General features: G+C 71.4%; 20 protein-coding genes, 1 pseudogene and 1 CRISPR repeat array (1 of these 22 cut by a window edge). Of the genes and pseudogenes, 10 read left to right on the top strand and 11 right to left on the bottom strand.

From position 1 onward, the window contains the following. Positions 1-194: a CRISPR direct-repeat array (repeat unit 28 nt; unit sequence GGATCATCCCCGCGTGCGCGGGGAGCAG) (it extends 4,047 nt beyond the left edge of the window). Between the two features lie 338 nt (positions 195-532). After that, positions 533-988 carry an NUDIX hydrolase gene (locus tag KIF24_RS15890; RefSeq protein WP_221084698.1) on the top strand — a complete coding sequence of 152 codons (456 nt, stop codon included), beginning with the start codon at positions 533-535 and terminating at the stop codon, positions 986-988. Between the two features lie 40 nt (positions 989-1,028). Here KIF24_RS15890 and KIF24_RS15885 read toward each other — a convergent pair whose 3' ends face one another. Next, positions 1,029-2,108, bottom strand: a complete 1,080-nt coding sequence (locus tag KIF24_RS15885) for a tartrate dehydrogenase (RefSeq protein WP_221084697.1) — start codon at positions 2,106-2,108, stop codon at positions 1,029-1,031. Beyond that, positions 2,105-2,794 (bottom strand): GntR family transcriptional regulator, encoded by a 690-nt coding sequence (locus KIF24_RS15880; RefSeq protein WP_221084696.1) that lies wholly within the window; start codon positions 2,792-2,794, stop codon positions 2,105-2,107. The genes KIF24_RS15885 and KIF24_RS15880 overlap by 4 nt, the downstream gene beginning before the upstream one ends. A 101-nt stretch (positions 2,795-2,895) precedes the next feature. Here KIF24_RS15880 and KIF24_RS15875 point away from each other — a divergent pair, with 101 nt between their 5' ends. From KIF24_RS15875 to KIF24_RS15855, 5 genes are read left to right on the top strand one after another with little or no spacing between them, the layout of a single operon-like run. Beyond that, positions 2,896-4,170, top strand: coding sequence for an MFS transporter (locus tag KIF24_RS15875; RefSeq protein WP_221084695.1), 1,275 nt, complete (start codon positions 2,896-2,898; stop codon positions 4,168-4,170). A gap of 10 nt (positions 4,171-4,180) precedes the next feature. Beyond that, positions 4,181-5,113, top strand: coding sequence for an NAD(P)-dependent oxidoreductase (locus KIF24_RS15870; RefSeq protein ID WP_221084694.1), 933 nt, complete (start codon positions 4,181-4,183; stop codon positions 5,111-5,113). Then, positions 5,110-6,720, top strand: coding sequence for an FAD-binding dehydrogenase (locus KIF24_RS15865; protein ID WP_221084693.1), 1,611 nt, complete (start codon positions 5,110-5,112; stop codon positions 6,718-6,720). Before KIF24_RS15870 ends, KIF24_RS15865 begins: the two co-directional genes overlap by 4 nt. Positions 6,721-6,726: 6 nt before the next feature. Beyond that, on the top strand, positions 6,727-8,088 hold the full coding sequence (locus KIF24_RS15860; protein ID WP_221084692.1) for an acyclic terpene utilization AtuA family protein: 1,362 nt from the start codon (positions 6,727-6,729) through the stop codon (positions 8,086-8,088). Continuing rightward, on the top strand, positions 8,085-8,402 hold the full coding sequence (locus KIF24_RS15855; RefSeq protein ID WP_221083342.1) for a DUF4387 family protein: 318 nt from the start codon (positions 8,085-8,087) through the stop codon (positions 8,400-8,402). Before KIF24_RS15860 ends, KIF24_RS15855 begins: the two co-directional genes overlap by 4 nt. A 184-nt stretch (positions 8,403-8,586) precedes the next feature. Here the strand turns inward: KIF24_RS15855 and KIF24_RS15850 are convergent, their stop codons facing one another. Continuing rightward, complete coding sequence (locus KIF24_RS15850) at positions 8,587-9,372, bottom strand: class I SAM-dependent methyltransferase (RefSeq protein WP_221084691.1); 786 nt, start codon at positions 9,370-9,372, stop codon at positions 8,587-8,589. A gap of 198 nt (positions 9,373-9,570) precedes the next feature. Here KIF24_RS15850 and KIF24_RS15845 point away from each other — a divergent pair. Then, positions 9,571-10,188 (top strand): annotated as a pseudogene (locus tag KIF24_RS15845) (flavin reductase family protein); the annotation flags it as partial. Positions 10,189-10,456: 268 nt separating this feature from the next. On the opposite strand, the gene KIF24_RS15840 reads toward KIF24_RS15845, so the two are convergent. The 5 genes from KIF24_RS15840 to KIF24_RS15820 form a co-directional block, all read right to left on the bottom strand. Beyond that, entirely contained in the window at positions 10,457-11,332 is an 876-nt protein-coding gene (locus KIF24_RS15840) for a carbohydrate ABC transporter permease (RefSeq protein WP_221084690.1), read from the bottom strand. After that, positions 11,332-12,354, bottom strand: a complete 1,023-nt coding sequence (locus tag KIF24_RS15835; RefSeq protein WP_221084689.1) for a carbohydrate ABC transporter permease — start codon at positions 12,352-12,354, stop codon at positions 11,332-11,334. Before KIF24_RS15835 ends, KIF24_RS15840 begins: the two co-directional genes overlap by 1 nt. 13 nt (positions 12,355-12,367) lie before the next feature. Continuing rightward, positions 12,368-13,633: an extracellular solute-binding protein gene (locus tag KIF24_RS15830; protein ID WP_331461150.1), complete on the bottom strand. Its 1,266-nt coding sequence runs from the start codon at positions 13,631-13,633 to the stop codon at positions 12,368-12,370. A 515-nt stretch (positions 13,634-14,148) separates the two neighbouring features. After that, complete coding sequence (locus KIF24_RS15825; protein ID WP_221084687.1) at positions 14,149-14,880, bottom strand: hypothetical protein; 732 nt, start codon at positions 14,878-14,880, stop codon at positions 14,149-14,151. Continuing rightward, positions 14,873-15,367 carry an RNA polymerase sigma factor gene (locus tag KIF24_RS15820; RefSeq protein WP_269440728.1) on the bottom strand — a complete coding sequence of 165 codons (495 nt, stop codon included), beginning with the start codon at positions 15,365-15,367 and terminating at the stop codon, positions 14,873-14,875. Before KIF24_RS15820 ends, KIF24_RS15825 begins: the two co-directional genes overlap by 8 nt. 166 nt (positions 15,368-15,533) lie before the next feature. On the opposite strand from KIF24_RS15820, the gene KIF24_RS15815 reads away from it, so the two are divergent. Together KIF24_RS15815 and KIF24_RS15810 are read left to right on the top strand one after the other, a co-directional pair. Beyond that, on the top strand, positions 15,534-16,802 hold the full coding sequence (locus tag KIF24_RS15815; RefSeq protein ID WP_221084686.1) for a YncE family protein: 1,269 nt from the start codon (positions 15,534-15,536) through the stop codon (positions 16,800-16,802). A gap of 265 nt (positions 16,803-17,067) precedes the next feature. After that, a complete protein-coding gene (locus KIF24_RS15810) occupies positions 17,068-17,487 on the top strand; it encodes a roadblock/LC7 domain-containing protein (RefSeq protein WP_221084685.1) in 420 nt (139 codons plus the stop codon). A 10-nt stretch (positions 17,488-17,497) separates the two neighbouring features. Here the strand turns inward: KIF24_RS15810 and KIF24_RS15805 are convergent, their stop codons facing one another. After that, positions 17,498-17,761: a DUF2267 domain-containing protein gene (locus KIF24_RS15805; RefSeq protein WP_230415652.1), complete on the bottom strand. Its 264-nt coding sequence runs from the start codon at positions 17,759-17,761 to the stop codon at positions 17,498-17,500. Positions 17,762-18,066: 305 nt separating this feature from the next. Between KIF24_RS15805 and KIF24_RS15800 the strand changes: the two genes are divergently transcribed. Next, positions 18,067-20,145, top strand: coding sequence for an alpha-glucuronidase (locus KIF24_RS15800; protein WP_221084684.1), 2,079 nt, complete (start codon positions 18,067-18,069; stop codon positions 20,143-20,145). Positions 20,146-20,259: 114 nt separating this feature from the next. Here KIF24_RS15800 and KIF24_RS15795 read toward each other — a convergent pair whose 3' ends face one another. Together KIF24_RS15795 and KIF24_RS15790 are read right to left on the bottom strand one after the other, a co-directional pair. Then, positions 20,260-20,943: a DUF624 domain-containing protein gene (locus tag KIF24_RS15795; protein ID WP_221084683.1), complete on the bottom strand. Its 684-nt coding sequence runs from the start codon at positions 20,941-20,943 to the stop codon at positions 20,260-20,262. Further along, positions 20,940-21,398: a hypothetical protein gene (locus KIF24_RS15790; RefSeq protein WP_221084682.1), complete on the bottom strand. Its 459-nt coding sequence runs from the start codon at positions 21,396-21,398 to the stop codon at positions 20,940-20,942. Before KIF24_RS15790 ends, KIF24_RS15795 begins: the two co-directional genes overlap by 4 nt. Positions 21,399-21,434 lie beyond the last annotated feature (36 nt).

Here is a 21,434-nt window from a genome sequence, read left to right as displayed (position 1 = left end):
CGCGGGGAGCAGTTCGCCGCCGACGACCAGGGCCCGGCGATGACGGGATCATCCCCGCGTGCGCGGGGAGCAGAGCCGAGCGTCGGCAGCATGGGAACCTCCTCAGGGATCATCCCCGCGTGCGCGGGGAGCAGCGTTGACGACACCGGATCCGAAGGGTGTGCCGGGATCATCCCCGCGTGCGCGGGGAGCAGGCTTTCTGACCTGGGGTGTTAAAGATCAAGTCCGCTGTTTTTCTTCACTTTGCGTCTCAAGATCGCCAGGCTCCTTTGCCGCTTGGGGTCGGGAGTTGGGTGTGTGCGAGTGGCGAAACGTGAGGTTCAGCGTAGCGGATGGCGATGGTCGAAAGGGGCTCTCGGCCGGGCGGCCGACTCTCCGCCCATGATGGACGTGTCGACCTGCGACAAACCCTTGGTGATTGGATGGAGCGGCTGGCGGCGGTGACCATCTCATGATGGGGCGGCTCGCAGTCCGCGAGAGGTCACCGTCGGGACGTCGACGTCGGTCGGGAGGTGCTGGGTTGAGTTTCCGGTTGGCCGCGTACGCCGTGTGCTTCGAGGATGAGCGGGTGCTGCTTGTCCGTTGCGTGTCGCCGGCCGGCGGGACCAACTGGAGCCTTCCGGGCGGCAGGGTGGAGCACGCGGAGGATCCGTTCGATGCGGTGATCCGGGAGGTTGCCGAGGAGACCGGCTGCGACGCGGTGGTCGAGAGCTTGGTGGGCGTGGATTCCAGGGTGATTCCCGCCGCCGAGGCGTGGTCAGGGCTCGATCACCAGAATGTTGGCATTTTCTACCAGGTCCGCATCACGGGAGGCGTCCTCCGGCCGGAGCCGAGCGGCGACACTGTCGAGGCGGTCTGGACCCCGATGGCGGAGGTGGTTCACCTGCGCCGATCCTCCCTGGTGGACGTCGGTCTCGCCCTGGCGCGGACGCGCCCGGCGACCGGGCACGTCCCTCCGGTCCTGGCCGGCGGGCTCGTGCAGCACTGAGGCCACGTTCAGCCGTTTGAGCGGCGCGGGGCGGCTGGGCTCAGCGTTCCCGGACGCGCTCGGCGATCGCGCGGCCCAGTTCCGCGGTCGTGCCGGTGCCGTGCAGGTCGGGGGTGAGCGGCGCCTCCTTCGGCCCGAGCGCCAGCACGTCCTCGACGGCGCCGAGGAGGTGGGCGGCGGCCTCGGGATGGCCGAGGTGGTCCAGCATCATGGAGCCGCACCAGATCTGGCCGATCGGGTTGGCGATGCCCTGGCCGGCGATGTCGGGTGCGGAGCCGTGCACCGGCTCGAAGAGGCTGGGGTGGTGGCGGTCGGGGTTGATGTTGGCGCTGGGTGCGATGCCGAGTGTGCCGGTGCAGGCCGGGCCGAGGTCGGAGAGGATGTCGCCGAAGAGGTTGCTGGCGACGACCACGTCGAACCACTCGGGGTGCAGCACGAACTGGGCGGCGAGGGCGTCGATGTGGAACCTGTCGACCCGTACGCGGGGGAACTGTTCGGCCATCGCGGCGACCCGCTCGTCCCAGTACGGCATGGAGATGGCGATGCCGTTGCTCTTGGTCGCCGAGGTGAGGTGCTGTTGCGGGCGGCTCTGCGCCTGCTCGAAGGCGAAGCGCAGCACCCGGTCGACGCCGATGCGGGTCATCACCGTCTCTTGTAGCACGGTCTCCCGGTGGGTGCCCTCGAAGATGCGTCCGCCGACACTGGAGTATTCACCCTCGGTGTTTTCGCGGACCACCAGGAAGTCGATGTCGCCGGGCTCGCGGTCGGCGAGTGGGCTGCGGACGCCGGGCATGAGCCGGCACGGGCGCAGGTTCACGAACTGGTCGAAGGTACGCCGGAACTGGAGCAGGCTGCCCCAGAGCGAGATGTGGTCGGGCACCACGGCGGGCCAGCCGACCGCGCCGAAGAAGATGGCGTCGAAGGAGCGCAGCGTCTCCTCCCAGTCGGGCGGCAGCATTTTCTGGTGCCGCTGCCAGTAGTCGGCGCTGGCGAAGCCGAAGTCGGTGAACTCCAGCCGCAGGCCGAAGCGCCCGGCGGTCGCCTCCAGGGCTTCGATGCCGGCCGGGACGACCTCCTTGCCGATCCCGTCGCCGGGGATGACGGCGATCCGGTGGTTCATCGGGCCCCCCGCAGGGCGTCGAGGCCGCCCTGTGAGTCCTCGATGGCGATGCGTTCGGCGGCGGCGGAGTCACCGGCGCGCAGCGCGCGGACCAGGGCGCGATGGCTGGTGTAGCGCTCCAGGCCGAAGGTGTCGTCCTCGGCCACCCGCTTGAGCAGCAGTTCCCGTCGCTGCGGCCGGGTGAACACCCGGCTCTGGTCGAGCATCCGGACGAGGACCGGGTTGTGGGCGCAGGCGTTGACCGCCTCGTTGAATTCCAGCATGGTGTCGAGCAGCGCGGTGAGGTGCCGCTCGGTCGGCCGGTCGTGGGACCGGCGCTCCTTGAGCAGGATCAGCAGGTCGTCGGCCCGGTCGAGGATCTCGTCGAGGGTGTCGAGCTGGCCGGGGGTGGCGTGCCGGGCGGCGAACCGGGCGACCAGGCCGCGCAGGCCGACCTCGACCTCGGCGAGGTCGTCGATGGCGGCGTCCCGGATCTCGGCGACCAGCACGGTCCGTGGCCCGAGGCGCTCGATCAGCCCGTCGGACTCCAGTCGCCGCAGCGCCTCGCGGACCGGGGTCGGGCTGATCGCCAGGCGTTCGGCCAGGCCGCGCTCGGTGACCTTCTCTCCCGGCGCCAGCTCGCCGGCGGCGATGGCGGCGCGGACATGACGGTACGCCTGGTCGGCGAGCGTCTCGGTGACTGTCATGGCCACACCCTAACGCATGCCATTGCCTAACTTTGTTGCAACTGTTGACGAGTTTGCTACAGCAAACTAGCGTGACGCGGCACACGTTACGTGGAGGCGACATGGCCGAAATAAAGACCCGCGACGAGGTGTCGTACCGGAAGATCACCTTCTTCATCGCTCTCGCGCTGTTCGCGCAGGAGTCGACCTGGAACTTCTACGACAACCAGGTGCCCGTCCTGCTGCGCGAGCACGTCACGAGCGCCGCGCTCGTCGGTGTGCTGATGGGGATGGACAACCTGCTGGGGATCTTCATCCAGCCCTGGATCGGCAACCGGTCCGACAACACCCGGACCCGGTGGGGCCGGCGCATCCCGTACCTCGCGGTGGGCATGCCCCTCGGCGCCCTGATCTTCCTGCTCCTGCCCTGGACCACCTCGCTGGTCACGCTGGTCGCGGTGATGGTCTGCTACGCGCTGGTCGCGAACACCATGCGGCCCCTCGCCGAGGCGCTGACCCCGGACTTCGTCCCGCCCCAGCGGCGCGGCCGGACCAACGCCGTCGTCAAGATCGCCACTTCGCTGACCATCATCGTGGCGTCACTGATCAGCCTCCTGGTGGTGGACGACCATCCCCGGGCGGCCTTCGTCATCCCGGCGGCGATCATGCTGGCCGTCACCGCCGTGATGATCGCCAAGGTGCGCGACAGCCGGTCCCCGGCCTATCGGGCCGCGGTGACCGAGGACGCGACCACCGGACCCGGCGAGACGAGATCGCCACTGTGGCGGGTCATCACCGAACTGGTCACCAGCCGGGACCGGCGGCGGGTGCTCCTGCTGCTCACCGTCTTCCTCTTCGGCGGCGCCTGGTTCGCGTCCCGGTCGCTGATGACCCCGTACGGCATGGAGGTGCTGGGCCTGACCCGCGGTGAGGCCGGCGGGCTCACCCTGCCCAGCGGCGTCGCCTACCTGATCGCGGCCTACCCGGCCGCGCTGGCCGCCGAGCGCTTCGGCCGGCTGCGGGTGGTCCTGATCGGCATCGCCGTCTTCGCCGCGGCGCTCACGGCCGCCGCCGTCGTGCGGACCCCCACCGGCACGGTCGTGCTGTTCTGCGTCGCCGCCATGGGCGCCGCCGGTTTCCTGATCAACGCGGCGGTCGCGTTGTGGAACCTGGCCCCGTCCAGCCGGATGCTCGGCGCCTACACCGGGCTCTACGCGGTCACCTGGTATTTGGGCGGCTTCGCCGGGCCGGCGCTGGTCGGCGTCGCGGTCGACCTGGTCGGCTGGGACTGGATGCTGCTCGACATCGCCGTGCTGGCCACGCTCGCCGCCGTGGTCGTGATCCGGCTGGCCCGCCTGGAGCAGGCCCGCGAGACGACCCCCGCCCCCGCACGTTGAGAGAGAGCCGATGCCGACCATCCTGATCACCACCGACTACCTGCGCCCGGGAGACGAGGTGGACGCCTACCTCACCGGCCAGGGCTTCACCACCCGGCACGACCCGATGGGCGGGCCGCGCCGGCCGGCGGAGCTGATCGCCGCGCTGGCCGGCGCCGACGGCGCGCTGATCGCCAACGAGCCGATGACCGAGCAGGTGCTGGCGGCGTCGCCCGGCCTGCGGGCGATCGTGCGCACCGGCGTCGGGTACGACTCCGTCGACGTCCCGGCCGCCACCCGCCTCGGCATCAGCGTCAGCAACCTGCCCGGCATCAACGCCAACGCGGTCGCCGAGTACACCCTCGCGTTGCTGCTGGCCCAGGCCCGGCAGCTGGTGCCGATGGCGGCCGGGGTCGCGGCCGGCGGCTGGCCGCGCCGGGACGGGCACGAGCTGCGCGGCAAGACCCTCGGCCTGATCGGCCGTGGCGCGGTGGCCCAGCGGGTGCGACCGCTCGCCGAGGCGTTCGGCATGACGGTGCTGGGCCACGAGGTCGCGCTGGAACGCCTGCTCCGCGACGCCGACTACGTCTCCATCCACACCGCGCTGACCCCGCGCACCCGGCACCTGATCGACGCCGCCGCGCTGGCCCGGATGAAGCCGACCGCCCATCTGATCAACACGGCCCGCGGCCCGATCGTCGACGTGACCGCCCTGGCCGAGGCGGTCCGGTCCGGCCGGATCGCCGGGGCGGCCCTCGACGTCGTGGACGTCGAACCGTTGCCCGCCGACAGCGTGCTGCGCGGTGTCGACGGCATCACCGTCTACTCGCACATGGCCGGCCAGACCACCGAGGCCCGCCGCGACGCGGGCCTCTGCGGCGCCCGCGAACTGGTCGCCGCCCTGGCCGGCAACCCGCAGACCTCCGTCAACGCCCACCTGATCACCCCGGAGCAGAGCCGATGACCGCTGACGTGATCGTTGTCGGGGCCGGCCTCGCCGGGCTCGTCACCACCGCCGAGCTGGTGGACGCCGGCCACAGTGTCCTCCTGCTCGACCAGGAGCCCGAGCAGAGCCTCGGCGGCCAGGCGTTCTGGTCGTTCGGCGGCCTGTTCCTGGTCGACTCGCCCGAGCAGCGCCGGATGGGCATCCGCGACTCGCGCGAGCTGGCCTGGCAGGACTGGCTGGGCAACGCCGGGTTCGACCGGCCCGAGGACGAGTGGCCCCGGCGCTGGGCGCAGGCGTACGTCGACTTCGCCGCCGGTGAGAAACGTGCCTGGCTGCGCCAGCTCGGCGTCAAACTGTTCCCGATCGTCGGCTGGGCGGAGCGCGCCAACAACTCCGTGCCCCGCTTCCACATCACCTGGGGCACCGGGCCGGGCCTGCTGGAGCCGTTCGTCGCCAAGATGCGCGCCGGGAAGGTGACGGTCAGGTTCCGGCACCGGGTCGACGAGATCGTCCGCACCAACGGTGCCGTCTCCGGCGTACGCGGAAAGGTTCTTGAAGCGAGCGACGCGGAGCGCGGCACCGCCAGCAGCCGCACGGCCGTCGCGGACTTCGAACTGTCCGCGCCCGTGGTGGTGGTGACCTCCGGCGGCATCGGCGGCAACCACGACCTGGTCCGCCGCAACTGGCCGCAGCGGCTCGGCACACCGCCCGCTCGGATGATCTCCGGGGTGCCGACCCACGTGGACGGTGCCATGATCGGCATCGCGGCGGACGCCGGCGGCGCGGTGATCAACCCGGACCGGATGTGGCACTACGTGGAGGGCGTGCAGAACTGGAACCCAATCTGGGACGCGCACGGCATCCGCATCCTGCCCGGACCCTCCTCGATCTGGCTGGACGCCCGCGGGCAGCGGCTGCCGGCGGAGCTCTCGCCCGGATTCGACACCCTTGGCACCCTCGCCCACCTGCGGTCCACCGGGTACGACCACAGCTGGTTCGTGCTGACCCAGAAGATCATCGAGAAGGAGTTCGCGCTGTCCGGGTCGGAACAGAACCCGGACCTGACCGGCCGCAGCGTCCGCCAGGTGCTCGGCCGGATCCGGGCCGGCGCGCCGGCACCGGTGGAGGCGTTCAAGAGCCGCGGCGCGGACTTCGTGGTCGCCGACGACCTGGACGACCTGGTGAAGGGGATGAACGCGCTCACCGAGACGCCGCTGCTGGACCCGGCCGAGATCCGGCGGGTGGTGCAGGCGCGCGACCGGCAACTGGACAACCCGTTCACCAAGGACCTCCAGATCGCTGCGATCCGGAACTTCCGGAACTACCGGGGCGACCGGCTGATCCGGACCGCCCCGCCGCACCGGATCCTCGACCCGAAGGCCGGGCCACTGATCGCCGTACGCCTGCACGTGCTCACCCGCAAGACCCTGGGCGGCCTGCACACCGACCTCGACGGGCGGGTCCTGGACGCCGCCGGGCAGCCGGTGCCCGGCCTCTACGCCGCCGGCGAGGCCAGCGGCTTCGGCGGCGGCGGCATGCACGGCTACCGCGCCCTGGAGGGCACCTTCCTGGGCGGCTGCCTGTTCTCCGGCCGGCAGGCCGGCCGAGCGATCGCCAAGAATTGAGGAACGATGGCCACCAACCCTGACTCCGTACGCATCCTGGTGCCGGTCGGCATGCTCGGCGCCGGCTTCCCGCCCGAGACCGTCGAACGCGGCCTGGCCCTCGGCGCCGACGTGATCGCCGTCGACGGCGGCTCGACCGACTCCGGGCCCTACTACCTCGGTGCCGGAACCGCCAAGACCGCCCGCGCCGCGGTCGCCCGCGACCTGCGCCTGCTGCTGCGGGCGGCGGCCACCGCCGGCATCCCGCTGATCATCGGCTCGTGCGGCACCAGCGGCACCGACGCCGGTGTCGACTGGGTCGCCGGCATCACCCGGGAGATCCTGGCCGGGGAGGGCCTGGACCTGCGGCTGGCCACGATCTACAGCTCGCAGCGGGCCGCCGACCTCGATCTGGACCGGATCCGGCCGCTCCCGCCGGCCGGCGACCTCGACCGGGCGACCCTGGAGAGCTGCGCCAACATCGTCGGGATGATGGGCCACGAACCGATCGCCGCGGCCCTGACCGCCGGTGCCGACGTGGTCCTCGCCGGGCGGGCCACCGACACTGCCGTGGCCGCCGCCTATCCGCTGCTCAGGGGCATGCCGGCCGGGCCTGTGTGGCACGCCGCGAAGATCGTCGAGTGTGGCGGGCAGTGCACCACGAACCCGCGTGCCGGCGGGGTGCTGGCCACCGTCGACGCCACCGGGTTCACCATCGAGCCGCTCGATCCGGCCAATGCGTGCACGCCCACCTCGGTCGCGGCGCACATGCTCTACGAGACGGTCGACCCGTTCACGATGCGCGAGCCGGCCGGCACCATCGAGGTCGGCGACGCGGTCTACCGGGCGCTGGACGAGCGGCGCGTCCGCGTGGAGGGCTCCCGGTTCGAGCCCGCCGCGCAGCACACCATCAAGCTGGAGGGCGCCCGGATCACCGGGTACGAGACGATGTCGTTCACCGCCATCCGCGACCCGCACATCCTCGGCCAGATCGACACGTGGACCGCGCTGCTCCGCAAAATGATCACCGAGTGGGTGTCCGGGACCATCGGGCTGGGCGAGGGCGACTACACCTTCGACATCCGCCGCTACGGCCACGACGCGATCCTCGGCGACCTCGACCCCGCCGCCGGTCCGCCCCGCGAGGTGGGCATCATGCTCCTGGTCCACGCGGCGGACCAGCAGACCGCCACGGCGGTCGCGAAGGTCGCCAACCCGCTGATGCTGCACCTGCCCACACCGGACATGGACCACCTGCCCAGCCTCGCCTTCGCCACGTCGCCGGCCGAGACCGAGCGGGGAGCGGCGTACGAGTTCGTGCTCAACCACGTCGTCGAGGTGCCGTCGCCGACCAGCCTGTTCCGCGTCTGCCTGGAGGACAACCGATGACCGTGGTCGCTGATCTCGCACTGGAGGTCCGGTCGAAGAACGCCGGGCCGTTCTGGGTGACGATGGAGGTGTTCGCCCGGGACGCCGCCGCCTACGCGCTCCTCGCCGATCCGTCGTTCCTGGACGCCTCGGTGATCGCCCGCCTCTACGGCGTCGCCGCGGAGGGCGTCCAGTTCTTCCGGATCCCCGCGCTGAACGTCGTGAAGATCTCGTTCCCGCGGCCGGTCGTGCAGGGCAGCCTGCACGACCGCGACATCCACGCCGGCCAACACCACGTGCCGCTGGCCATGCTGGCCGTCCCTCCCGCCACCTGACCGCGCCGCCGGCTCAGACCCGCACCACCTGGCCGGCGGGCCACCGACCAAGTGCCCACTGTGACAGGCCGCCGATCGGCCTAGACACTGAATGGGTTTCGACCTGACTGATGAGGCTCCTCCGCGAGTGGAACGGATGAGGGAAGTGGACGTGGGAAGGCTCTAGTTGGGTGAGGCGCGGCTCTCAGTCGGGCGTGCCGATTTGCAGCCAGACGCGGATCCGCTCGGTGACCTTGTCGCGCCCTCCGAGGGCGTCGCGGACCTCGGCGGTGAACGTGGCTCGGCCGTGCATGGAGGGCAGCCGGTCGGCCGACATGGCGGAGAAGACGCCGCCGACCATGTCATCGATGGTGAGCGGTGCGTCGTACTGCACCGAAGACTCTGCATATCGGTAGCCGGCGCCAACGAGGGCGTCCTGGTTGCGTTGGCGACCGGCCTGATCGGTTTGGCATGTCGCCGTGACGGGGTGACCCAGCCCCTCCAGGCATTCGCGCAGTGCCCCGGACCACTCGGCGTCCTGCAACCACAGCGGTGCGCCGTTAGTGATCACGGCGACGCCGCCGCCGGCGCGTAGCAGCGGTCGGACGGCCCTGAACAGCGTGTCGCGGTCCATGAAGTGGACAGCGACAGCGACGGTCAGCGCGCCGATCGTCCGGTCGCCGAGCAGCCGGCCCAGCGCCGGCAGATCGCTGTCGTCACCGAGCAGCCAGGTGGCGTTGGCTCGTGCCGCATCGAGGGCGGCCTGGCGAGCCAGGGCCAGCATGTCCGGCTCCGGGTCCACGCCGATGACGGACCCGACCCGAGCGGCGAGTGGGAGGCTCAACTGACCGGTGCCGCAGCCGAGGTCGACGACCGTGTCTGCGGCGCCGAGACCGAACGCTTCGACGAGGGCGTCGAGCACCTCGGGCGGATAACCGCGTCGGTGCCTCGCGTAGTACGTCGCCACCCCACCGTTGAAGCTCGCTCTCATCTCGACAGTCCGTCCGCGGCCACGATCGGGACGCGAGCGATTCTGCTCATGGCATGCTCAACGTGTTACGGAAGCCCATCCACCCACCACCGGTCTGCTTGCACAACGCCACGGCGAGGTTTTCGGTCGGGGGAGTTGTAGCCAAAGGTTGTTCTCAAGCCGGGTCGCGCTGATCTTCCACAAGGCTGAAGGACGAGGATCGCGGCTGCGGCTCTGCACTTCGGGACTCCGGTGGTGCTCATCGGTTCGCGGAACCCCGACGGCACCACCGACCTCGCCCACATGTCGTCGGCGTGGTGGCTGAGCCAGAGTTGCATGCTGGGCCTGGGTAACAGCGGGCAGACGACGGCGAATCTGCTGCGGGAGCGTGAGTGCGTGCTCAACCCGCCGTCGGCGTCGTGGTCGACGTCGTGGACCGACTCGCGTTGACCACCGCGGCACCGGTCGTGCCCGCTCACAAGGCGGCGATCGGATACCGGTACGAGATCGGATACCGGTACGAGCCGGACAAGTCCGCTGCCGCCGGGCTGACCGAACAGGCTGCGGAGTTGGTCGCGGCGCCGCGAGTGGCGCAGTGCCCGATCCAGCTGGAGTGTGCGGTGGACACCGCTCACGAGTTCGGGAGGCCGGCACCGCACGCCACCGCGTTCCTGGTGCGTGTGGTCCGGGCGCACGTCGCGGAGGATCTGCTCGTGCCGGGGACACACTACGTCGACCCGCTGCGCTGGCGATCCACTGATCACGAAATCCTGCGAGTTCTTCGGCGGCGGGGACAACGTCCATCCGTCCCGACTGGCCGAGGGTTGGCGCATGCCCCCACCAACTGTCGACCATGGCGTAGTGGCCCCGGCCCCTCGCGCCGATCATGCAGTTGTGGCACTCCGCAAAGGTCGCGAAACGACTCATCTCAGGTGCCACAACTGCATGATCACGGAGGTCAGCCGCGCGGACGGGGTCGGCCGCGCGGACGGGGTCGGCCGCGCGGACGGGGGTCGGCCGCGCGGACGAGGGTCGGCCGCGCGGACGGGGTCGGCCGCGCGGACGGGGTCGGCCGCGCGGACGGGGTCGGCCGCGCGGACGGGGGTCAGCCCTTTACGGCGCCGGTTAGGCCGCCGACGATGCGGCGCTGGAAGAGGCTGAAGAACACCAGGGCCGGGATCATCGACAGGGACGTGAACGCCAGGACCTTGGCCGTGTCGACCGAGTACTGCGACGCGAAGGCCTGCACCCCGAGGGGCAGGGTGAAGGTCTCCTCCCTGTTCAGGATGAACAGCGGCAGCAGGTAGCTGTTCCAGCTCTGGATGAAGGTCAGGATGCCCACGGTGATGACTCCCGGTTTGGACAGCGGGAGCACCATCCGCCAGAAGAAACCGAGCCGGCTGCAACCGTCGATCGACGCCGCCTCCTGGATCTCGTCCGGGATGGCTCGCACGAACGGGACCAGGATGATGATCGTCATCGGGATGGCGAACCCGATCTGCGGGAGGATCACCCCGGGCAGCGTGTTCATCAGGCCGAGGGTCTTGACCAGGATGTAGAGCGGCGTGATCGCCACGGTCAGCGGGAACATCAGACCCGCGGCGAACAGCGAGTACATCGCCTCGCGGCCCCGGAACCGGTAGCGCGCGAGGATGAAGCTCGTCATGAGACCGAGGGTGACCACGGCCGCCGTGGTGGACACGCCGACGAGGGTGGAGTTGAGCACCTGGCGCCAGAATGTCCCGCCGGCCAGCACGTCGAGATAGTTCTCGAACCGCCACGGGTTCGGCCATCCCGCCGGGTCGGTGGTGATCTGCGCGTTCGTGCGGAAGCCACCGACGATGATGTAGGCGACCGGCGCCAGCATCATCCCGATGAGCAGCAGCGCGACGAAGTACACCGACGGGTTTCCCCACGCCGGCCGCCGACGCGCCCGGGGTGCCCGGGGTGCCCGGCGTCCGATCACGGCAGTCACGGCCATCAGTTCCTCCCTCCGGTGATCGCGCCATCGGTGTCCCGGCGCAGAATGAACCGCTGGTAGATCAGGGCGGCGATGAGCGAGATGAAGAACAGGACCACGGCGACCGCGTTGCCGTACCCGTACTCCCCGGCGTTACGCCCGTTGGCCACCATGTAGGTGGCCATCGTCGACGTCCCCGCCGTCGCCGCGATGTACTGCCCCCAGATGATGTAGACCAGGTCGAACAGCTGTAGGGCACCGATCATCGACAGGAAGGCCCAGATGCGGATCGTCGGTCCGAGCAGTGGCAGCGTGATGCGGCGTTGGGTCTGCCAGTACGATGCTCCGTCGATCGCTGCGGCCTCGGTCAGTTCCTCCGGGATGCCCTGTAGCCCGGCGAGGAAGAGGATCACGGCGAAGCCGATGTACTTCCAGGTGAGGATGCCCATCAGCGTCCAGATCGCGATCTGCGGGTCGGAGAGCCAGTCATTCTGCAACCAGGCCAACCCCAGGTCCGCGAGGATGGTGTTGACGAAGCCGTCTCCGTGCAGCATCAGGCTCCAGCCGATGCCGACGACCACCTCGGCGATCACGTAGGGGACGAAGACGAGCACCCGGATGAGCGTCTGCCCCCGCATCCGCCGGTTCAGCAGCAGCGCGAGCAGGATCGCCGCCGGCCCCTGGAGCAGCAGCGACAGCACCACGATCGCGCCGTTGTGTTGCAGCGCGTCGATGAACGTGCCGTCTTCGAAGATGAACAGGTAGTTGCGGAAGCCGACGAACTCCTCGGCCGGGCCGTACCCCTGCCAGCTGAAGAAGCCGTAGTAGGCCGCCATGACGACGGGGAGGATGACGAAGGACAGGAACACGAGCAGTGTCGGCCCTGTCATCAGCGCGATCTCCAGCCGGGCGGGCCAGCCGATGCCCTTTCGGGCCCGGCGGCCGGCCGGGGGCGGCACGACCGGCGTGCCACCCCCACCCGTCGTCAGATCCGGCGACTGCTTCGTCGCGAGCCGTACGTTTTCACGGTCCAGATCAGACATGGTGTGTATTTCTCTACGGGCCCTCGGCGGCGGCCTTGACCGCGTCGACGAGGCCCTGCGGGTCTCCCTTGCCGGCCAGCATGTTGACCACGGCGGTGTTGAGGGCGTTGCCGACCTTCTGCCCGTACACCGTGTCGAGCCACTGCGAGACGAACGGCGCCTGGTTGTAGGCCGCGAGCACGGACTGCAGGTGCGCCTCGGTCACCGCGGCCTGCGCCTCGCTGTTCACCGGCGGTGCCTTGAAGGCCTCGTAGTACGCCTTCTGCACATCGGTCTCCGCCAGGTAGTTCAGGAAGGCGGTGCACTCCGCCTTGGGCGCCTGCGCCGAGCAGGAGTATCCGTCGACGCCGCCGAGGATGGCGCCGGGCTCACCCGCGCCACCGGTGACGCTGGGGAAGGGGAACCAGCCCAGGTCGGGCAGCGGCTTCTCGTCCGGCGTCAACGAGGCGATGACACCGGGGTTCCAGGCACCCATGAGCTCCATCGCGGCCTTGTGGTTGGCCAGCAGACCGGCCGAGCTGGCCGCGCCCTGCTGGGCCGACGTGGTCAGGAAGCCGTTGTTGAACGGCTCCGCCGCGGCGAAGCTCTGGACGTCCTGACCGGCCTTGAGCCAGCAGGGATCGTCGAAGTTCATGGTCTTGCCGGTCTCGGTGATCGTGGTGGAGCTGCACTCGCGGAGCGCGAAGAAGTAGTAGTAGAAGGCGGCCGGCCAGGCGTCCTTGGCGCCGAGGGCGATCGGCTGGATGTCCGCCGCCTTCAGCTTGTCGACGGCGCCCTGCAGGTCGGTGAGCGTGGCCGGTGGCTCGGTGATGCCCGCCTGGGCGAACAGGTCCTTGCTGTAGAAGAAGCCGCCGGGCAGGACTGCCACCGGCATCGCGTAGACCTTGTCGTCGATCGTCTGCGCGATGAACGACCCCTCGGAGATGACCTTCCTGGTCGCGTCGGTGATCGAGCCCGTGATGTCCATCAGCTGGCCGGCCTTGACCATCGCGGCCATCTTGCCGCCGCCGCGCTGCATGAAGACGTCGGGGGCGTCGCCGGAGTTGAGGGCGGTCTGGAGCTTGCCGTCCAGGTCCTCGTTCTGGATGGCCTGGATCTCGATCGTCACGTTGGAGTTGGCGGCCTCGAAGTCGGCGACGGTCTTCTCCCAGAAGGCCTGGCCATCGCCGGTGGAGGCGTTGTGCCAGAAGCTCATCGTGACCGAGCCGTCGCTGTTGCGGCCCGAGTCGTCGCCACAGGCGGCCGTACCCAGGACGCCCGTCGCCAGGACTACCGACACAGCCAGTAGTTTCCTCGCTCTCATCAATCTTTCCTCTCTGCCGAGTCTGTCCACCTGAAAGCCCGCTGCGGCGAACGGAGACGCCGACCAGGCATGCGTCGGGGGAGGCCGGAAAGGCTCCCGCCGGTCGACCGGCGCTGGTCTGGTGCTCGGCTCGCGGCCACATCGGGGTTGACCTCGGAGTGACCCAGGCCACCGACGGCCAAAACAGTCGCAGACTTATCTGAAAAAAACAAGACACGTTCCCGAAACTTCCAATGGGCGGGGTCGCGTGTGGAGGCGTGGCCAATCCCCGGGATTCGGCGGCAGTACCTGACGTTGTCTCTCGGTAGCGACGTGTTCGCGCTAACACACATTTGCCCGCTCACTGCACAAATCGTCCGGTAGGCGGGCTGGTGGCTGCCGCACACGTATCCGACGCGCGGGCGAACCGCGCCGTGATATCGGTAAACTCCCGGTAGGCGTGGGTCCGTCAGCGAAGAGAGCCCGCGCGGACGCACCGTGCGGTCCCGTCACTACAGGGAGGTAGCGATTCCGATCGCCTCGGTCATGGTCAGCCCGCCCTCCAGGCGGTAGGTCACCCCGGCGTCCGCCCAGATGAGGGTCGCCGCGGCGAGCCGGGCACTCTCCTGGCGTACCGTGCCGTCGCGGTCCACGTACGAGACCGGGTGCGGGGCACCGACCCAGATCGCCTGCGCCCCGGCGACCTGCGTCCACTGCACCCCCGGTCCACCGGCCTGCTTGACGAAGACCGGGTCGAGCCGGCCGTCGAAGGCGTCCAGGCGCACCGCGCCGCCACGGTAGAGCAGGGTCACCACCCGATGCCCGCCCGTGCCGTCGGGATCGGCCACCAGCACCTGCTCCGGCGGTCCCAGCGCGGCCGGCGTACGGATCGGGAAGCGCACCAGCCGCTGTGCCGCGTCCAGCGCGGCGGGCCGCTGCGCCGGCAGCGGTGACGCCGAACCGGTCGGTGGCCCCGGTGCGGAGGACGTGCTGATGGTGATGCCGGCGAAACGCAGCAGGCCCGTCACCGCCCCGGCGAGCGCCGCCCGCCCCGGCGGCAGCACCGCCACCAGCAGCGCGGCCAGCGCCGCCGCGAGCGCGTACCGCCAGCGTCGTCGACGCTCGACGTGGCGGGTGGCCGGCGCAGCGGCCAGCCGGGCGCGGACCTGCGCCGTCACCTCGGGCGGCGGGGGCGTTGCCAGCCAGGTGGACAGCTCCCGTAGCTCCCGCTCCAGGTCATCCATGACCGACCTCCTCGACGGCGAGCAGGCCGCGCAGCTTCACCAGCGCCCGGGACGTCCGCGACTTCACCGTGCCCCTCGGCCAGCCCAGCATGGTGACGGTCTCGTCCTCGCTCAGGTCCAGGAAGTACCGGCAGACGATCACCTCCCGGTCCCTGGCCGGGAGCAGCCGCAGGGCGCGCACCAGCGCCGCCCGGCGCTCCCCGGCGAGGATCGCCGCGACGGCGTCGTCCTCGACGATCTCCGAGCCCGGGTCCACCCGCGCCGCCCGCAGCACCAGCCCGTGGCGCCGGTCCCGCGAACGGTGCAGGTTGCGGGTCTCGTTCGCCACGATCGCCAGCAGCCAGGACCGGAACGACGACTCACCGCGATAGCGGGACAGCTTTCGGTAGCCCTTCACGAACGCCTCCTGGACGACGTCCTCCGCGTCCGAACCCGCGCCGAGCAGCACCGCGGTCCGGTACGCGGCCGTGGTGTGCCGGGCGACCAGGAACTCGTACGCCCCCAGGTCACCTGCCTGCGCGCGGGTGACGAACTCCTCGTCGTCCAGTGCAACCTCCGGTGGGGATCACCCTTACTGACACCGCCCGCGCCGGCCGGGTTCCGCCCGCGGCCCGATGGAACCCCGGCCGGTCCGGCGGTGTCACCGGGTCATGATGACGAAGGCGACGATCTCGCGGCGCACCCTGCTGACCACGCTTGCCGGTGCGGGCGCCGCCGCGCTGGCCGGCTGCGACCCGACGGGCGCCCCGGCGGCCGGCGGCCGGCTCCCGGACCCGCTGCTCGTCCAGGTCGACGGCGGCCTCGGGGTGCTGCGCGGCACCGACCTGGAGGTGATCCCGCACGGGGTGGCCACCGCCGACGGGCGGCTGGTCCACGCGAGCGCCCCCGACGGCGCCGACACCGCCCTGTGGCGGATCGACGCGGGCCGGGGCACCGCCTCCGAGCGGGTCCGGCTGCCCGGCCGCTGGGTGCCGCAGACGGTCTCCGTCGACGGCAGCCGGGTGGCGCTGACCACCGAGGCGGTCAGCGTCACCAAGGAGCGACCCGCCGGGCGCGACGTGACCCCGGTGCTGATCGCCGACGCCGGTGGCGTCCGGCAACGGCTGCGGCTGCCCGGCAACGTCGTGCCGGAGGCGTTCACCTCGGACCTCGCCGGGCTCTTCGTGCTGGAGTGGCTGCCGCCGAACGCGCCGGACCGGTACCGGGTCCGCGTCGTCGACCTCGCCACCGGTGTCCCCGGCCCGCTCTCCACCCGGGCCAAGGCGCCGGTTCCGGCCGGCGCGGAGGAGGAGATGCGCGGCGACGGACGGCAGGCGGTGCTCGCCCCGAACCGGGCCGTGCTCTACACGCTCTACACCCACCAGCCCGAGCACCAGCACACCCGGGACCGGATCAGCGGCCGGCCGGGCAGCGACGTGCACGCCTTCGTGCACACCCTGAACCTCGAACAACGGTGGGCGTACTGCGTGGACCTGCCGCACCCGTTCGGCGAGGGCCCCACCGACGGTCACGCCATGGCGATCACCCCGGACGGCAGCCGCCTCTACGTCGCCGACACCACCTCCGGCACCGTCGCCGAGATATCCACCGAGGACCTGACCGTACGCCGCACGGCCCGGCTCCCTGCCGGCACCGGCCCGGCGTACGCGGTTGCCGACGGCGATCGGCTGTTCCTCGGTGCCGGTGCCGGTGCCGGTGCCGGTGCCGCGCTGCGGACCGTGGACCTCGCCGGTCTGGTCGTGACCACCGAGCGGCCGGTCCGCGACGCGCTCGACGGTCTCGTCCTCAGCCCCGACCGGGCCCGCCTCTACCTGGCCCAGCACGGCGCGGTGACCTGGCAGGATCCCGCCACGGGTGGCGAGCTCGGCCGGGTCGCCGTGCCCGGCCTGGTGGGGCTGCACGGTCCCGCCCGGCCCGCCTGACGGCTCGGCGGGCGGCGAACGGGTCACCGACCGTGCCCGGCAGGTCGAGTACGAAGTCGTGCAGGGGGCTGGCGGTGACCGGAACCGGTCATCGGGGACGATCCCGCTACCCGACCCGTTCAACTGGGGGCGGCTCCGCTCTCGTACGTTAGGGGGAATGGGGGACAAGGGTCGGCCAGAGTCGGGCTCGGAATGCCGGAGTGATCTCTGGTACGAACGTAGGACCCCGCGGGCACCGGACCCGCGGTCACGAGAGGACACTTCCATGACCCCTGCCGCGGCCACCGCCGGCGACCTCAGCCGGGCGCTCGACGGCATCGTCGACCGCGTACCGGGCGCACAGTTCGCGGTGGTGCTCTCCCCGGACGGCCTCCTGCTGGGTGCCTCCCGGGGAATCGACGACGAACTCGCCACGGAGCTGTCCAGCATGGTCTGCGGGCTACAGGCCCTGGGCCTGGCCGCCGCCCGGGTGTGCGGCGACGGCGAGCTGCACCAGGTCGTCGTACAGATGTCGCGGGCGTTCCTGTTCCACGCCACCACCGGCAACGGTGCCGTTCTCGCCGTCGGCATCGACGGCGACGCCGAGGTCGGTGACATGGCCTACGAGGTGGCCATGTTCGTGGCCCAGGCCGGCCCGTACCTGCCGGTGTATCTGGAACCGGCCGTCCGTGGCGCACTGTGCTGAGGCCCGGCGGCTAACCGCGGTCGCGCTGTCCGTCGTACGGCGGGGCCGGGTTCGCCACCTGCCACAACTCCGCGGGCAGGAACGCGATGACGTCGTCGTACTCCGCGGCGGTGACGGCATCGCGGATGGTGTCGAAGACCGCGCGGATGCCGGTGACGGCCAGGTCCGGCGCCACGTCCGCCCGGCCACCGACCCGCTGCACGAACACGTCGAGACCGAACCGCTCGGCGTCGGGGTGCGGCGCGAACGCGTACGCCCGCAGCCCCTCGGGCAACTGGCCGGCCAGCTCCGGGCCTCGCCGCCGTCGATCCGCTCCGCCAGGGTGGTCAGCGTGGCCCGCGCCAGGACGGTCGCCTGCTCGGCCGAGGTGCCTGCGCGGTTCGCCACCGAGTCGATGAACTGGTCGTCGTCCACCTGGCCGGCCCCCTTCTCGCAACGGACCCGGCGTCTACCCGCCCGTCGGCGTCTCAAACGGGGGCCGGACCGCCGTGCCCGGGTGCGACGTTTCCGGAAGTACCTTGACGTATTCGTGGAGATCGTTACGATCTGCGCAATGCGACGGTATCGCCGGGAAAATCCGTGACCGGCCCCCACCCGACCGACGTCCACCCCGCCTGGCTGCCGCCCGAGGCTTTTCGCGCCATCGGCTCCCGGAACACCCTCGTGGGCGGCGACGCCGCCCTGGTCGACACGGTCTTCGCCGAGGTCGAGCGGGCCTGTGCCACGCACGGCGGCAGCGTCCGGCGCGGATCGGCGGATACCGGCGGCCCGACGCCCGAGCTGGTGCTCACCCTCACCCCGCCGGCCACCGGCCAGCGGGCCCCCGCCGACCTCGACGCCGCCGGTGCGGCCCGGGCCGACCTCGACCGCGCCGGGGGCGGACCGCTCGGCCCGGAGGGCTACGCACTGGCCCGCCACGGCGAGGTCACGGTCGTGCTCGCCGACGAACCCGCCGGGCTCCTCTACGGACTGTTCCATGTGGTCCGGCTCGGCGAGGCGGCGTTCGGCCCGCCCCACCCGGTGCGGGTGCACCGCCCGGCGATGCGGCGGCGGATGCTGGACCACTGGGACAACGTCGACGTGCATCCGGTGATGGGGCAGGTCGAGCGCGGCTACGCCGGCGGGTCGATCTTCTGGCGGGACGGCCGTCCCCGGCGGGACCGCACCCGGATACGGGCCTACGCGCGGCTGCTGGCCGCCTGCGGCGTCAACGCCGTCTCGGTGAACAACGTCAACGTGCACGCCACCGAGGCGCGGCTGCTGACCGAGCGGCTGGACGACGTCGCCGAGATCGCCGACGAGCTGCGGCCGTACAGCATCCGGGTGCACCTGTCGGTCACCTTCGCCGCGCCCGTGGTGCTCGGCGGCCTGCCCACCGCCGACCCGCTCGACGAGGCGGTACACGCCTGGTGGGCCGAGACCACCCGCCGGGTGTACGACCGCATCCCCGACTTCGGCGGTTACGTGGTCAAGGCCGACTCGGAGGGCCAGCCGGGCCCGTTCAGCTACGGCCGTGACCACGCCGACGGGGCGAACCTGCTCGCCGAGGCGCTGGCACCGTACGGCGGCGTGGTGCACTGGCGGGCCTTCGTCTACAACCACCGGCAGGACTGGCGCGACCGCTCGACCGACCGCGCCCGAGCCGCCTTCGACCACTTCGCCCCGCTCGACGGCCGCTTCCACGACAACGTCCTGGTGCAGGTCAAGCATGGCCCGATGGATTTCCAGACCCGAGAGCCGGTCTCTCCGGTGATCACCGCGATGCCGAACACCCGGCTGGCGGTCGAGTTCCAGGTGACGCAGGAGTACACCGGCCAGCAGCGGCACGTGTGCTATCTGGCGCCCTGGTGGAGCGAGGTGCTGCGGTTCGGCTGGGGTGACGACGGGCGGACCGTCGCCGGGGTGGCCGTCGCCGGCGGTGGTCTGGTCGCCGTCTCCAACGTGGGCGACGACCCGTTCTGGACCGGGCACCCGCTGGCCCAGGCCAACCTGTACGCCTTCGGCCGGCTCGCCTGGGAGCCGACGCTGCGCCCGGAGACGGTGCTCGACGAGTGGATCGGCCTGACCTTCGACCCGGCGGGCGGCGCCGACCCCGAGCTGTTGCGCCGGACCCTGCACGAGATCATGGACGGCTCCTGGCGCGGCTACGAGCGGTACACCGCGCCGCTGGGCGTGGGCTTCATGGTGCGGCCGGGCAACCACTACGGCCCCGACATCGACGGGTACGAGTACACGCCGTGGGGCACCTACCACTTCGCCGACCGCGACGGTGTGGGCGTGGACCGCACCCGGGCCACCGGCACCGGCTTCACCGGCCAGTACCCGCTGCCCTGGTCGCAGGTGTACGAGTCGCTGGACCGCTGTCCCGAGGAGTTGCTGCTCTTCTTCCACCACGTGCCCTACGGACACGTCCTGCCCAGCGGGCGGACGGTCGTCCAGCACATCTACGACACCCACTTCGAGGGCGTCCGCGAGGTCGAGGCGATGCGCCGGCGGTGGGAGTGTCTCGCCTGGCTGGTCGACCCGGCCGTGCACGCCCGGGTCACCGAGCGGCTGGCCGAGCAGCTGCGCTGCGCCCAGGAGTGGCGTGACCAGGTGAACGCCTACTTCCACCGCAAGTCCGGCGTGCCCGACGCCCATGGCCGCCGGCTGCACTGAGCCCTCCCGGCAGGAGCGGCGCCCGACGAGAAACGGCCACCGGGGGACCGCCACGATGCTGGGAGGTCGCAGTAGCAGGCGCCGCCGAACGGCACCTGGCGGTGACCGGCAGGCTCATCGCACGAACTCCTCCCGGATGACGGCGATCATCGGTGCGCCGCCGCGGACCAGGGCCAACGCCAGCACCGAGGCGAGCGCCGCCGGCGCCGCCTCCGAGGCGACCAGCGTCAGCAGCGTCGCGGCGCCCAGCAGCAACGCGGTGCCGAGGGCGACCACGGGGGTACGCAGCACGAAGTAGCCGGCGAGCCGGAGCACGTCGCGCAGCCGGAACGTGAACAGCGAGGTGATGACCAGCGCGTTGACGCCGACCACGGACAGCCCGGCGCCGACCAGCACCAGCGGCACCGGCCACCAGCGGGGCACCCCGGCCGCCGGCAGGTTGACCAGGTTGACCGCGATGACGGCCAGCCACAGCAGCATCGGCACCCAGACCAGCAGCGAGCCGGCCAGGTTGGCCCGGTAGCCGCGCCAGAACAGCCGCCCCGGGCGCAGGTCGGTCAGGTCGAGGCGCTGGTGGTGCAGCGCGTACAGCGCGGCGGACAGCGCCGGGCCGAACGGCACCGCGCAGCCGGCGACCAGCGGCAGGTTGCTGGCGTGGCGCTCCAGCGCGAACAGCGCGACCAGGCCGGGCGCCGCGCAGAGCAGCAGCAGCAGCTCGACCACGAGCAGGGAGTAGACCAGCGCGGCGCCCCGTGACAGCGGGCCGGCACCGAAGTCGCGGCGGGCGGCGGTGCTCACGTCGGCGCTCCGCCGAGCAGCCGATGCTCGTCCCACCACGGTGGAGTGTGGTCGACGGTCGGCGTGATTTCGGCCAGGGTCACCTCGTGCCGGGTCAGGTGCAGGTCCAGCTCGACGCGGCCGGCGACCACCGGCAGCGACGTGTGCCGTCGGGCCGGCTCGGCGGCCTCCAGCAGGACATCCAGCTGGCGCATGGTCGGGGAGGGCGGCCGACCCAGTTCGCACCACGCCCGCCAGGCGTTGCCCGCCTCCTCGCTGACCGAGGAGCGCAGCAGGAAGGCGGTGCGGGCGGTCGCGGCGGCGACGGGCAGCGACAGGCGCACGGTGTGCCCGTCGACCGGGTCACGGCCGGTGACGTCGACCGGAGCCCAGGCCAGCACGGCGATCCGGCCGGTGCCGTCCCGGGTGACCAGGTGGTCCGGGCCGAGGGGTTGCTCCGCAACGGTGATGCGCATCCTCGTCCTCGTGCTCGCCGGTGGAAGGGCGTCCGG

The organism is Micromonospora tarapacensis, assembly GCF_019697375.1.
In the GTDB taxonomy this organism is placed as follows: Bacteria; Actinomycetota; Actinomycetes; order Mycobacteriales; family Micromonosporaceae; genus Micromonospora; species Micromonospora tarapacensis.
This window is presented reverse-complemented; position numbering and strand designations above follow the sequence as displayed.